Origin of the sequence: Exiguobacterium sp. J17977 (genome assembly GCF_018616375.1) — a bacterium.
Lineage (GTDB): Bacteria > Bacillota > Bacilli > Exiguobacteriales > Exiguobacteriaceae > Exiguobacterium > Exiguobacterium mexicanum.
The window spans coordinates 188,663-201,015 of sequence record NZ_JAEQBB010000001.1; the positions used below are offsets into that span (position 1 = coordinate 188,663).

The following is a 12,353-nucleotide window of genomic DNA, read 5'->3' on the forward strand; positions in this document are numbered from 1 at the left end:
CGGGACGGGTTATTCGTCTAGTTGAAGGAGGTCAAGTCATGTCCGTGAACACGACGATGCTCGCCATCGTGCTCGTCCTGATGGTGTCGATGATTGCCGCCCCGTTCCTGTTCATTTTCTATCTCTGGCGCAAGGACCGCCATCAGCGCGAGCATTCCGTCCTCCGCAACTTCCCGATTCTCGGTAAGGTACGTTATATCTTGGAGAAGGTCGGGCCTGAGATGCGGCAATATTTGTTCTTGAACGACAACGAGGCGAAACCGTTCTCGCGGAACGACTATGAGGCGGCCGTTATTTCCGGGAAATATAAGTCGCGCATCATCGGGTTCGGCTCAGAGCGGGATTTCGAGCGGGGCGGGTTCTATCTGCAGAACGTTCTCTATCCGACGAACCGGAATGAACTCCGCGTCGATAACAGCCAGACCGTGAAGACTCACCTCTATCAAGTCGAGGAGGACAACCTGTTCACCCGTAAGGAGCGGGTCGTCGAACGAGAGATCGGTCCGTACTTGTTGACGGAAGAGGACAGCATCGTCATCGGGAAACAGACGTGTCGGGAGCCGTTCCGCCTTCGCGGTCTCGTCGGGCAGTCGGCGATGAGTTTTGGCTCACTCGGCGAGAACGCCATCACGGCGCTGTCGATCGGGCTCGGTCGGGCCAAAGGGACGTGGATGAACACCGGCGAAGGCGGGCTGTCGGACCATCATTTGAAGGGCGGGGTCGACCTCATCTGTCAAATCGGGCCGGCGCTGTTCGGCGTCCGGACCGAGGACGGGACGTTCTCGGACGCGGCGTTCAAAGCGAAGAGTGAGATTCCGCAAGTGCGTGCCTTCGAGTTGAAGCTCGCCCAAGGCGCGAAGACTAGAGGCGGCCATATCGACGGTGCGAAAGTGACGGAAGAGATTGCCCGCATCCGGAACGTCAAGATCGGCGTGACGATTGACAGCCCGAACCGATTCTCCGAGTTCAAGTCGGACAAGGAACTGCTCAGCTTCATCGAGTGGCTGCGCGACATCGGCGGCAAACCGGTCGGCATCAAGCTCGTCGTCGGACGCCTTGCGGACGTCGAGGCGCTCGTGCAAGAGATGGCTTCTTCCGGTCAGCATCCTGATTTCATCACGGTCGACGGCGGAGAAGGCGGGACCGGGGCGACATATCAAGAGCTCGCCGATTCGGTCGGACTGCCGTTGAAGGCGGCACTCCCGTATGTGCATCAATTACTCATAAAATATGGAATCCGTGACCGCATCACCTTGTTTGCTTCCGGCAAGCTCGTCACGGCTGATAAGATTGCAGTCGCCCTCGCGCTCGGGGCCGACTGCGTCAACATCGCCCGCGGGCTCATGTTCAACGTCGGCTGTATCCAGGCGCAAGTATGCCATACGAACCGATGTCCGGTCGGTGTCGCGACGACGGACCCGAAACTGCAGCACGCCCTCGTCGTCGATGAGAAGAGTTACCGCGTAACGAACTATATCATCTCACTTCGCGAAGGGCTCTATAACATGACGGCAGCGGCCGGTCTCGATACGCCGACGAAGCTGTCGCTCGAGCATGTCGCCTATAAGTATCCGGACGGCCGGGTGAAGCGAGGCGAGGAATTATTCGATGGACAAGCGAAAGACGGATGACCCGCGCGGGCCATCCGTCTTTTTGATTCCTCAAGCCGTACCGAATTGCTCGTTCGTCACGCCTGTGCTGACGACTCGGTTTCGTCCACCGTGCTTCGCCTCATACAGGGCGTTGTCGGCCGCCTCGGTCGCGACGACGACCGGACAGGCCTTGGCGTGTGCGACCCCGATCGAGACCGTGATGTGAATCGGGTCGAAGCCGTTCAAGAAGAAAGACTCCGTCTCGACGTTGGCGCGAATCCGTTCGGCGATTTTATTCGCTTTCGTGACGGGCAAGTCATGAATGAGAATCGCGAACTCTTCCCCGCCGAGCCGTGCCACGACGTCTTGTGTTCTCGTCTCGCTGACTAACAGTTCGGCGAAACGTTTCAACACCAAGTCTCCGTTGGCGTGGCCATACACATCGTTCACACGTTTGAAATGGTCGATATCTAAAATCATCACGTGATAGGAGCGGGATGTGGCACCGAGGGGTTCGGTTGACTGCTCCCATACACGTCGATTGAACAGCCCGGTCAAATGATCGCGTTCGGCCGAGCGTTGGTATTCCTTGGCCCGGCGCGTGGTCCGTTCCAAATCGATTGTTAACGCGCTGGCCAAGAGACCGGCGACCAATCCGACCATCCACAGCGTCATGATGAGCGAGACATAGGTTCCACCCCAACCGAGATTGAGCCACAGTCCGAACGACAGCATGCTCAAAGCCCAGACGTTCAGCGCCATCACTTGGAGGAACATTCGGTCGGCGAAGCGACGGTGAATCCACAACATCCCCAGCCCGACGACGAACGTCCCGATGAACGCGATGATGGCTTGGTCGGAGAGACCGAACAACAGCCGGGAGCTGGCGATGATGCCGGTGGCGATGAAGAGCGGCAAACGGGCCCCGTAAAACGCGAGGAGGATTGCCGGCAAATGGCGCAAGTCGATGCGGACGTCCTCGTTCACTTCGACGGCATTTATCATCAGGAAGAGACCGATCATCCCGGCGAGCCCGCCCATGAGGATGCTTCTCGCATAGGACGAGGAGAATAGGAACGAGTGATAAATCTTGGAGATTAAGTAGAATCCCGTGAACGCGACACAGGCGTTCATCAATAATAGAGTGATTGCGATAACCTCACGACCTTTGAATGGAAAGTATAGGTCAACCGTACCAAATCGTTATCGTTTGTCAATTTTTAGCATGCAATTTCACCAATCTGATTTTGACGATGAGCGATTGCCTCACGACGAGACTTTCTTTTCACTCAGCCTGTCAAATAACTTCGCATATAGTCCCATCCCGGTGAGCGCCGACAGCAAGATGAGTGTGAAGACGGCAATCGGGGAGACGAAGCCCGAGGCGAGCACCGTCACCGGCGCGAGGAACTTGCCGATCGTGTTTTGGAGCGTATCGGCCGCGAGATATTGGCCGCGTGACTCGGCTGGTGCGTAGCGACTGACGAAGCTTTGGCTGACGGGGGAACGAATCAATTCGCCGAACGTGAACACGGTCGTGACGACGAGCAAATACCAGATGTTCGACGAGAAGGCGACGAGGAACGTCCCGAAGCCGGCGAGAAATGTCGACAACAGGAAGACACGTCGTTCATTCCAGGCGCGGAACATGCGCGTGACCGGCATGATGAAGACGACGAACAAGAGCCCGTTATAGGCGACGAGCCAACCGAACAGGACCGTGTTCGAGACGTCGAACGTGGCCGGGGCCTGTTCAATCAAATAGACCGGTAAATACACGTCGAGCTGCATGATCGGGATCAAGGCGAACACGCCGGCAATCAAATAGAGGCGGAACAACGGATCACGCAGAATCGTCGCATACGAACGCCCTTGGGTGCGGAATGTCGTCGCGACCGTCGTCTTGGTCGAGGCCGGCCGTGTCTCATGAGTCAGTGCCGCGAGCAGCACCCCGTACCCGAACAGGACGAAGGCGCAACCGAGCAGGAGTGCCTGACGATGCTCGAAGAACAAGACCGCCCCGAGGATGGGACCGAGCACGGCGCCGATATTGTTCGACGCCATGAACGTCGCGAACACGTCCCGTAAATGTTCGGTCGGTACGAGGTCGGCGACCATGGCCGAGCTGGCCGGTTTATAGATCGCGCCCATGAAGCCGATGCCGATATAGGTGACATAATCGACGTAGGCGTTCGTCGACAAGGCGAAGGCGAGGAACAAGATCCCTTGCGCGAACGTCCCGACGAGCATGACGGGACGGCGTCCGCTCTCGTCTGCGAGCGAACCGCCAATCAAACTGCCGATCAGAAGGAACAGTGGAGGCACGGCCATGAGCAGACCGGCCAGCTCGACGCCGAGTGTTTGAGCAAAATAGACGGTGATGAACGGGAAGTACATCCAAAACAACAGATTGAACAGACCTTCACCGAACAAGCGGACCTTCAGATTGAGGTCCCAGCGGTATGATTCCATCGATGTGCTCCTTTCCAAAGTCTATCTCTACTGTAGGGAGTCCAGCTGAGAAAGAATAGACTTATGTTGCGGGATTTGCTAAGCTAAAAATAGAAAAAGCGAATATATATGCGCTTGTTTGCGCTGTACCATAAACCGAACATAAGTTCTGATTATTAGATGGAGCGGTCACTTTCCCGAGCGGAGAGTGACCGTTTTTTGTGTTCCCAGGAAGTAAAATCTCTTACTGATCCTTCATAATATGAATTGTTTCCATCGAGCTAGAACGGGAAAATATAAAGACAGACATTAACGGAGCGGGGCGAAATTGTCAGATGAAGCGGAGTGCACAAAGGGGATGTGGGTATGAACAGGTTGAATCGATTCATATTGGTCATCACTGGCATCGTCGGGTTGGTGAGCGTGGTGGTACTGTTGCTCGGCATTTATGACGTCCCGCAACTCAGTCCTTATTGGGAGCGTTGGCAAAACCAAGAAGAGTACGTCTACACCGTGCTCGCCCTCTCGATTTTCCTCGGTGTCGTCTTCCTCGTCATGCTCGTGACTGGTTTGGTGGCCAAGTCGAATACGGGGCGTTACACGATTCAGACGGGGGAAGGGCGGATCACGATTTCGACCGAGACGATTGAGAAGATGGTGTATGAGTCGTTGAAGCCGTTCCAAGGGGTGCGGGCGCCGGACGTCAACGTTGACATCGATTCGAAGCGAGACAGCGTGCGCGTCCACATCGACTGTTCCGTCTTCAATCGGCAAGGCTTGCCGACGCTTGGCAAAGAGATTCAGACGCATGTGAAAGAGCGTCTTGAGTCGTTGCTCGAAGTGCCCGTGACGGACGTGTCACTGAACATTCAAGATACGAAGCGGCAGACGTCAGAACGAGTCGTATAAGGAGGTGCTGTGATGGATACGAAAACGATATTGTTCCCTTATCGCTTCCGTCTCATCGGAATTGTCGTCGGGGTGATCATTGCGGTGCTGTTCCTGACGATTGGCTTCGGGCAGACGGTATTGATCGTGACGTTGGCACTGGTCGGTTTCTTAATCGGGAAATGGGGCGATGGGGCGCTCCACGTAAACGAGTGGGTAGAATTTTTCACACGGAAGCAGCGGCGCTGAATCGATACAAAGGAGTGAGCGGTCATGCAAGACGAAAATATGAGCCTCCCGACGAATGTGGTGGATGGAGGGCGGCACAATAAACTGACGTTCGAGGAGCAGGTCATCAAGAAAATCGCCGGACTCGCCACGGGGGAAGTGCAAGGCATCCTGTCGATGAGCGGTGGCTTCATGAGCGGATTCACGGACCGGTTTCGGAGCACCGAAGACATCACGAAAGGAATTGACGCTGAGATTGGGGAGCATCAAGTCGCGCTCGATTTACGTGTCATCGTCGAATACGGCAAAAGCATACCGGGCATCTTTGACGACACTGTTTTGAAAATCAAAAAGGCGATGACCGACATGACCGGTCTCGATGTCGTCGAAGTGAACATGCACGTCGAAGACGTCATGACACGGGAAGAGTTCGATGTGAAACGGAAGACGGTCGAAGAAGTGGGCGAACCGAGCCGTGACCTTGTCTGATATGCGGGCAGTCCTTTTCCACAGGACTGTCTTTTTTATGCCGCCTCGCGGACAGGCTCGAGCGATTAACTCGTTTTAGGAAGGGGAACACCTAACTGTTGATCATCTAAGGAGGGATTCGATGAAAGCCTTATTCTTGAACTGTTCGTTGAAAGGCGAGGGCACGCCCTCGCACACGGAAGGGCTCATGAAAGATATCATTCCGCACTTCGACAAACTCGGGGTCGACTCGGAGATTGTCCGTGTCGTCGACTACAACGTCGCGTTCGGAGTGACGGAGGATGAAGGGGACGGGGACGAGTGGCCGCAGATCTTCGAGAGAGTGAAGGCCGCCGACATCCTCATCATCGGCACACCGCTTTGGCTCGGTGAGAAGAGTAGTATCGCCACGCAAGTCATCGAGCGGTTGTACGGTGGTAGCGCGTTGACGAACGAAAAAGGCCAGGCCATCTACTACAATAAAGTCGGCGGTGTCGTCGTGACGGGGAACGAGGACGGGGCGAAGCACGCCTGTGCGTCCATCTTATATGGGCTATCCCATATCGGTTTCACTGTCCCGCCGAACGTCGACACGTATTGGGTCGGTGAGGCCGGTCCAGGCGACTCATACATCGATGCCGGCCGCGACAATGCCTTCACGAAAAAGAACGGTCGCGTCATGGCGTACAACCTCTATCATTTCGCGAACCTATTGAAGCAGACGCCAATCCCGGCGGAAGGCAACGTCATGGAGTGACGGACAGCGCGACAGCCCCTAGACATCTAGGGGCTGTTCACATTAGAACCTTGATCGGAGCTCGATTTTGCGGAACTCTCTCAGCAATAAAATCGAGATTTCGTCGATGAAATGATCCCCGACCCAGCATGGTTCAAAGTGGAGCCAATTTTCATACGAGTCCGGCTGGAGAATCAGAATCCCGTTCGACAGCCAGGCCGTTCGCGCCCGGGTCGCTACACCGTCAATATAAAACATGACGTAGATATCTTTCATTTCATGCAAATAAGTCACGTGCATCTCGACGCCGCGTCCATCCTCACACGTTCGTTTCAGCTTGAGCATGTGAATACGGGTGTGGACCAGAGCGTACGCCTCACATAAGAAGTACCCGCCATGCTCGAACGCATGGAACGCTTGGGCGACGAGGTTGTTAAAGCATGCCTCCATGTCCTGCCAGCTATGATTCCGTCTCCGGAACACGGGTCTGTCTCCTGGCTCATAAAGCTCTTTCGGGATGTGGACGTTATAGTCGTGAAGTTTACGCATCATGCCGGCTCCTTCTGTGTCACAAGATATGCTGCTCTTTCATCATACGCCTGCTGAAGCGAAAAGAGTTTTACAGAAATTAGTACATTTACAGGAAAAAATGTACGCGATTTCCATCGGTACCAACGTTTCTTTGATGAAGAGCAAGAGTGACAAATACTACAATAAAAAACCGACTTTAAAAAATCGGTTTTAGACAACAAGATGAGTAAAGTATGCAGAATAATAATACGGATGTTCAATGATTAACAAAAGGGATAGGGGTTAAGTCTCTTCTTAAAAACAAAGGATGTTTTGGATAAGTGCCACAATTCGTTTTAGCAAGACAGTATAGAGGTTTGTCGCGCAATAAGAATAGTGTTTCCTCCATACGGCTACGGGCAAGGTTTGATGTGATAGCTTGACCCCAGGCGAGGACGACCATTTCTGAGTCCTTTGTATATGTTGAGATATAGTAATCATTTTCTGGACCGATTGGATCAGGCATGGAACTTAAGTTCTGAGGCTTAGTGGAAATCCCCGCAAACAAATTAACGACCCTAATGCCGTCATATCCCCAATCCTTAGCAAAATTGATACAGCGTTTTAAAGTCGGATCAGGTCGGTCTTGATTTCCAACACTCGGATTTAACATGATGAATGTGACGTAACGCTCTTTTAAACCCCACGTACACTCAAATAGGTATCGATATTGTTTTTGTTCATCTAACACTGCGCGTACCTTATAACTTGAATCCCATGCATTTGACATCCAATCGCCTCGCTTCAATGAAATAGTTTATTTTATTATATCCATTATGAGGTAAACTGCCTCGTGAAAAAAGGTTATGGGTGGACGTTGACAAACTTAGACATATAAAAAACGTCAACCAGCTTCGGGTTGACGCTAATCCTTACTTTTTTTCCACCGCATGCCCACCGAACTCGTTCCGGAGGGCGGCGACGACTTTCCCGGAGAACGTGTCCTCTTCGAGCGAACGTTGTCGCATCATGAGTGACATGGCGATGACCGGGGCCGGCACCCCATACTCGAGCGCTGTCTCGACCGTCCATTTGCCTTCCCCTGACGCATGCATGACCCCTTTAATCTCGTCGAGCTTCGCATCCTTATGGAACGCGCTCTCGGTCAGCTCCATCAGCCACGAACGGACGACAGAGCCGTGGTTCCAGACGCGGGCGACTTGCTCGTGGTCGTACTCGAACGGGCTCTTCTCGAGAATCTCGAACCCTTCGGCAATCGCCTGCATCATGCCGTACTCGATGCCGTTATGAATCATCTTCAAGAAGTGGCCACTGCCACTCGGTCCGGCATAGAGATAGCCGTTGTCCGTTGACACGTCGCGGAACAACTCCTCGATTTTACCGAACGCCTCCAAATCTCCGCCGATCATCGTGCAGGCACCGTGTCGTGCCCCTTCCATACCACCACTCGTCCCGACGTCAAAGAAGTAGATGAGCTTGTCCTTGAAGTGCTCGGCCCGCCGCATCGATTCCTTATAGTTCGAGTTACCGCCGTCGATGACGATATCCCCCGGTGACAATAACGCGTGCAAGTCGTTCAAAACGTGTTCCGTCACGTCACCGGCCGGCACCATCACCCAGACGACGCGTGGTGCTTTGAGTCCGTCGACGACTTCTTCGAGCGATTGTTTCGTCTCGAATTGGCTCGTCGACACGTTGCCCGGATCGTAGCCGAGGACGCGGTGCCCTTTGTCCGTCAAATTGAGCGCCAAGTTCAACCCCATCTTTCCAAGTCCGATCATCCCTAATTCCATATCGGTTCACCCCGTTCGTTGATTTGGTTTCCTTATAAGGGTTACCCGAAATGGAGGGACTTCAAAAGAGCGGCTTTACTTCATCGATGCGGTAGGCGAGGATGGACCCGACCTTTACTTGCTTGCCGTCACTCAGTTCGACGAAGTCGTTGAGCGGACTGGCGACCTTCAACGTCTTTTCGAACGTGAATGCAGCCTCATGAATCGTCCCCCCGTAGATGACGAATGAACAAAGCTCGTTTTTCTCTAAAAAACACGTGACGACGTAACGCATCTGCCGATTCCCCCACCAATAATTAGGTTTTTATTTACAGCTGAATTAAGAATGAGTCAATTATTACAAAAAATCATTCATATGTCCCAAAAAGATTTTTAAATATAAGGAAACAGACCTATAAAATCACATATTTGACGCAGTTTCGACATGAATTCAAGCATTCCCCGTCCGAAAAGCAGGACCTTATACATATGAGTCAAAAGTGATGACGGTTTCATATAGATCGAGGCGTGGTACTCTTACGAAGGAATGTGCGTGGAACGCTAAACAATTGAAGTGGTAAATCCGATATTTAAAAACGAACGAATATTTCGACATCATTCGGCATTCATTTACCTTTTTTATAAAAAACTTAAAAAGTCGAAATTGTTTGCGTGATAAACTAAAACCTGGTCTATTTCATTCAAGGGTTCGAGGAAAGGTGTTATGTCATGGAAGAGCAAAAGAAAAAGAGAGTCAAGAAACGCCGTAGAAAGAGTTCGCCCGCCAAACGTATCGCGATGATTGCGGGAATCGTAGTAGGGTTGTTCCTGCTCATCGGAGTCGGGGTGGCTACATACCTATATAATCAAGTCGATTCGACCGTCGAACGGTTGAACGAGTCGACGGGCCTTAGCCCGGAGCGCATGACGACAGAAGCCATCAACGATAAGAAGCCGATCTCGGTCCTTCTCCTCGGCGTCGACCGTCGTGCCGACGAGCAAGGTCGCAGCGACTCGATTATCGTCATGACGCTTAACCCGAACACGGATCAAAGCGCGATGCTTAGCATCCCGCGTGACACGAAGACGGAGATCGTCGGCAAAGAGACGTCTGACAAAATCAACCACGCCTATGCGTTCGGTGGAGCCGAGATGGCTCTCGACACGGTCGAGAACCTACTCGACATCCCAATCGATTACGTGGCTGAAGTTGATATGAAGGGCTTCCAAGACACGGTCGACCTGCTCGGCGGCGTCAACGTGACGAACAACTTGGCGTTCACATCAGGTGAGCATACGTTCGAACCGGGCGCACTTACGCTCAACGGGTCAGAGGCGCTCGCTTACACGCGCATGCGCTATGACGACCCGAGCGGGGACTTCGGTCGCCAGGAGCGCCAACGTGACGTCATCACGGCGCTCGTCAATAAAGGCAAAGACGACTTCTCAATCTCGAAATTCAACAACATGCTCGACGTGCTCGGCAACAACGCCAAGACGAACATGACGTTCAAAGACATCCGCACGCTCTCGAGCGACTATATGGCCGCTTTCAAAAACCAGGACGTCCTTCGCCTCGAAGGAACGGGCGGGAAAGAAAGCGACGGCATCTATTACTGGAACCCGGACGCCGCTTCACTCGAAGACGTGAAGTCGTATCTCGGACAATTGATGGAACAGTGACGGTTCGCCTCATCCAAAAATCGGATGGGGCGTTTTAATATGTGCGATAATAAATAGAAAAGGAGTGACCCGCGTGCTCGACCGCCTAATCCGTCTCGTCATCGACGTCCGCCATCGGTTCAAGGACCATCATATTAACGACTATAGCGCGACGCTCGCGTTCTTTTGGTTTCTCGCCATCTTTCCGACGTTCGTCCTCTTGTTCGCCGTCATGGCGTGGTTCGGGATTGACGACGCCTTGTTGATCGAACAGATCGAGATTCTCATCCCGGGCTCGAGCGTGCGGGACATGCTGTCAATCGTATATGACGTCAGCGGCAACATCAACGCCGGCCTCGTCTCAATCGGTGCCATCATTGCCGTCTGGTCGGCATCGAACGGGACGGCCCGCCTCGTCAAGCTGACCGTGTTCGCCTATGGGGAGACGGAAGCCCGGAGCTACGTCGTCCGTCGTTTGATTGGGTTACTCACGCTTATCGCCTTCAGCGTTGGTGCCGTCATCTTGATTGTGTTCCATATTTTTGGCCGTGAGTTCGTCGAGCTCATGTATACGTGGTTTCCACGGCTCGAGGACTTCGACCGTCTGGCGACACTCACCCGGTATACGGTGTCGACGGTCATCCTCATCTTCGCGTTCTCGCTGTTCTATAAGATTGCCCCGCAGCAACGCGTACGTTTCATCGAGACGCTCCCAGGCGCCACCTTCGCCGTCATCTCCTGGCAGATGCTGTCGACGGGCTATAGCGTCTACGTCGACCAGTTCTCGATGTTCGGTGATACGTACGGGACGATTGGGATCGTCATCTTGCTCCAGATTTGGCTCTACTTGACGGCTGCGACGATGTTGCTCGGTGCTGAAATCAACGCGGCTTGGCCTGACCATATGCGGCGCACACGGTATAAGGCACATTTCCCATGAAAATTGAAAAGATATGGTTAGCATTTTTTGACAACGTGCTATAATACAACACGTGAAGCGGGAATTATATCCATATCTAACGATTTTGAAAGCAGGTGCACGCATGGCGAGACATAAGAAGAAATCACGCTGGAAAAAAGTGTTGGCGATCACGCTCGGCGTTCTGACGATTTTCCTCGTCGCCGGTGGTCTGTTCGTCTGGTCGATGTACCGGGACGTCAACGAGACGGTGACGAAAGTGAACGATAATCTTGAAATCAGTCCGGAACGGAAACAAGTCGAGACGATTGAACAGAAGGAATCGGTATCGGTGTTACTACTCGGGATTGACCGCCGTGACGGGGAGCAGGGACGGAGTGATTCAATCATCGTCATGACGCTCAACCCGACGACGGACGAAGGCGCGATGCTCAGCATCCCGCGCGATACGAAGACAGAAATCGTTGGCAAAGGTATGAACGATAAAATCAACCATGCCTACGCGTTCGGTGGGGCTGAGATGGCGATGAACACGGTCGAAGGGTTACTCGATATTCCGATTGATTACGTCGTCGAGGCGGACATGGAGGCGTTCACCGAGGTCGTCGATGCGCTCGGTGGCATCACGGTAGAGAACAGCTTCGCGTTCTCGTCGGACGGTTACAACTATCCGATTGGCCAGGTCGATTTGAACGGTGCCTCGGCGTTGTCATACGCCCGCATGCGTTACGACGATCCGAACGGTGACTTCGGCCGCCAGGAGCGACAGCGCGCTGTCGTCGCGGCCATCGTCGAGAAGGGGCGCTCTGACTTCTCGGTCGACAAAGTGACGAAGCTGCTCGACGTCGCCGGCAACCGCGCCAAGACGAACATCGAGTTCAATGAGCTCGTGACGTTGTCGACAGACTATATGAAAGCGTTTCGTAACGCCAGCACGCTCCGAATCGAAGGTTCAGGTGGTCTCGAGTCCGACGGTATCTATTACTGGAATCCGGATTCGGCCTCGCTCGCCGACGTCCAAGCCGAGCTGCAGCGATTGATGAACTAAGTCATTCCTTATGGGATGGCTTTTTTTGCGTTTGAAAATCGTGGTTCGGTGGGAGTGA

At 53.3% G+C, this 12,353-nt stretch carries 14 protein-coding genes; 8 read left to right on the plus strand and 6 right to left on the minus strand.

The genetic code is table 11. The features are described from left to right. Positions 1–38 precede the first annotated feature (38 nt). Positions 39–1,631, plus strand: a complete 1,593-nt coding sequence (locus tag KNO58_RS00980; RefSeq protein WP_214751250.1) for an FMN-binding glutamate synthase family protein — start codon at positions 39–41, stop codon at positions 1,629–1,631. 30 nt (positions 1,632–1,661) lie between these two features. Here KNO58_RS00980 and KNO58_RS00985 read toward each other — a convergent pair whose 3' ends face one another. Beyond that, on the minus strand, positions 1,662–2,633 hold the full coding sequence (locus KNO58_RS00985; protein ID WP_251026009.1) for a GGDEF domain-containing protein: 972 nt from the start codon (positions 2,631–2,633) through the stop codon (positions 1,662–1,664). A 225-nt stretch (positions 2,634–2,858) separates the two neighbouring features. After that, positions 2,859–4,064, minus strand: a complete 1,206-nt coding sequence (locus tag KNO58_RS00990; RefSeq protein ID WP_214751252.1) for an MDR family MFS transporter — start codon at positions 4,062–4,064, stop codon at positions 2,859–2,861. Positions 4,065–4,409: 345 nt separating this feature from the next. On the opposite strand from KNO58_RS00990, the gene amaP reads away from it, so the two are divergent. From amaP to KNO58_RS01010, 4 genes are all read left to right on the plus strand, one after another. Further along, positions 4,410–4,952: an alkaline shock response membrane anchor protein AmaP gene (gene amaP / locus KNO58_RS00995; RefSeq protein WP_214751254.1), complete on the plus strand. Its 543-nt coding sequence runs from the start codon at positions 4,410–4,412 to the stop codon at positions 4,950–4,952. Positions 4,953–4,964: 12 nt separating this feature from the next. Next, positions 4,965–5,180, plus strand: a complete 216-nt coding sequence (locus tag KNO58_RS01000) for a DUF2273 domain-containing protein (RefSeq protein ID WP_214751256.1) — start codon at positions 4,965–4,967, stop codon at positions 5,178–5,180. Between the two features lie 24 nt (positions 5,181–5,204). Next, positions 5,205–5,648, plus strand: coding sequence for an Asp23/Gls24 family envelope stress response protein (locus KNO58_RS01005; protein ID WP_214751258.1), 444 nt, complete (start codon positions 5,205–5,207; stop codon positions 5,646–5,648). 121 nt (positions 5,649–5,769) lie between these two features. Continuing rightward, positions 5,770–6,384 (plus strand): flavodoxin family protein, encoded by a 615-nt coding sequence (locus KNO58_RS01010; RefSeq protein ID WP_214751260.1) that lies wholly within the window; start codon positions 5,770–5,772, stop codon positions 6,382–6,384. 42 nt (positions 6,385–6,426) lie between these two features. On the opposite strand, the gene KNO58_RS01015 is transcribed toward KNO58_RS01010, so the two are convergent. The 4 genes from KNO58_RS01015 to KNO58_RS01030 form a co-directional block, all read right to left on the minus strand. Then, entirely contained in the window at positions 6,427–6,915 is a 489-nt protein-coding gene (locus KNO58_RS01015) for a hypothetical protein (RefSeq protein WP_214751262.1), read from the minus strand. Between the two features lie 235 nt (positions 6,916–7,150). Then, complete coding sequence (locus tag KNO58_RS01020) at positions 7,151–7,663, minus strand: DUF1643 domain-containing protein (protein WP_214751264.1); 513 nt, start codon at positions 7,661–7,663, stop codon at positions 7,151–7,153. Positions 7,664–7,805: 142 nt separating this feature from the next. Beyond that, positions 7,806–8,687, minus strand: coding sequence for a phosphogluconate dehydrogenase (NAD(+)-dependent, decarboxylating) (gnd, locus tag KNO58_RS01025; RefSeq protein ID WP_214751266.1), 882 nt, complete (start codon positions 8,685–8,687; stop codon positions 7,806–7,808). Positions 8,688–8,748: 61 nt separating this feature from the next. Beyond that, the gene (locus tag KNO58_RS01030; protein ID WP_214751268.1) at positions 8,749–8,961 is read right to left on the minus strand and encodes a hypothetical protein; all 213 of its coding nucleotides are present in this window, start codon (positions 8,959–8,961) and stop codon (positions 8,749–8,751) included. Between the two features lie 434 nt (positions 8,962–9,395). Here KNO58_RS01030 and KNO58_RS01035 point away from each other — a divergent pair, with 434 nt between their 5' ends. The 3 genes from KNO58_RS01035 to KNO58_RS01045 all read left to right on the plus strand — a co-directional run bounded on the left by KNO58_RS01035 (position 9,396) and on the right by KNO58_RS01045 (position 12,295). Continuing rightward, positions 9,396–10,349, plus strand: a complete 954-nt coding sequence (locus KNO58_RS01035; protein WP_214751270.1) for an LCP family glycopolymer transferase — start codon at positions 9,396–9,398, stop codon at positions 10,347–10,349. Between the two features lie 73 nt (positions 10,350–10,422). Then, positions 10,423–11,268 carry a YihY/virulence factor BrkB family protein gene (locus KNO58_RS01040; RefSeq protein WP_214751272.1) on the plus strand — a complete coding sequence of 282 codons (846 nt, stop codon included), beginning with the start codon at positions 10,423–10,425 and terminating at the stop codon, positions 11,266–11,268. Positions 11,269–11,371: 103 nt separating this feature from the next. Beyond that, positions 11,372–12,295 (plus strand): LCP family glycopolymer transferase, encoded by a 924-nt coding sequence (locus tag KNO58_RS01045; RefSeq protein WP_214751274.1) that lies wholly within the window; start codon positions 11,372–11,374, stop codon positions 12,293–12,295. Positions 12,296–12,353 lie beyond the last annotated feature (58 nt).

Bases quoted from the DNA above. Each gene is read 5' to 3' on its own strand.
- KNO58_RS00980 (WP_214751250.1), top strand. From the start codon at position 39: ATGTCCGTGAACACGACGATGCTCGCCATCGTGCTCGTCCTGATGGTG.
- KNO58_RS00985 (WP_251026009.1), bottom strand. From the start codon at position 2,633: ATGGGCGGGCTCGCCGGGATGATCGGTCTCTTCCTGATGATAAATGCC.
- KNO58_RS00990 (WP_214751252.1), bottom strand. From the start codon at position 4,064: ATGGAATCATACCGCTGGGACCTCAATCTGAAGGTCCGCTTGTTCGGT.
- amaP (WP_214751254.1), top strand. From the start codon at position 4,410: ATGAACAGGTTGAATCGATTCATATTGGTCATCACTGGCATCGTCGGG.
- KNO58_RS01000 (WP_214751256.1), top strand. From the start codon at position 4,965: ATGGATACGAAAACGATATTGTTCCCTTATCGCTTCCGTCTCATCGGA.
- KNO58_RS01005 (WP_214751258.1), top strand. From the start codon at position 5,205: ATGCAAGACGAAAATATGAGCCTCCCGACGAATGTGGTGGATGGAGGG.
- KNO58_RS01010 (WP_214751260.1), top strand. From the start codon at position 5,770: ATGAAAGCCTTATTCTTGAACTGTTCGTTGAAAGGCGAGGGCACGCCC.
- KNO58_RS01015 (WP_214751262.1), bottom strand. From the start codon at position 6,915: ATGATGCGTAAACTTCACGACTATAACGTCCACATCCCGAAAGAGCTT.
- KNO58_RS01020 (WP_214751264.1), bottom strand. From the start codon at position 7,663: ATGTCAAATGCATGGGATTCAAGTTATAAGGTACGCGCAGTGTTAGAT.
- gnd (WP_214751266.1), bottom strand. From the start codon at position 8,687: ATGGAATTAGGGATGATCGGACTTGGAAAGATGGGGTTGAACTTGGCG.
- KNO58_RS01030 (WP_214751268.1), bottom strand. From the start codon at position 8,961: ATGCGTTACGTCGTCACGTGTTTTTTAGAGAAAAACGAGCTTTGTTCA.
- KNO58_RS01035 (WP_214751270.1), top strand. From the start codon at position 9,396: ATGGAAGAGCAAAAGAAAAAGAGAGTCAAGAAACGCCGTAGAAAGAGT.
- KNO58_RS01045 (WP_214751274.1), top strand. From the start codon at position 11,372: ATGGCGAGACATAAGAAGAAATCACGCTGGAAAAAAGTGTTGGCGATC.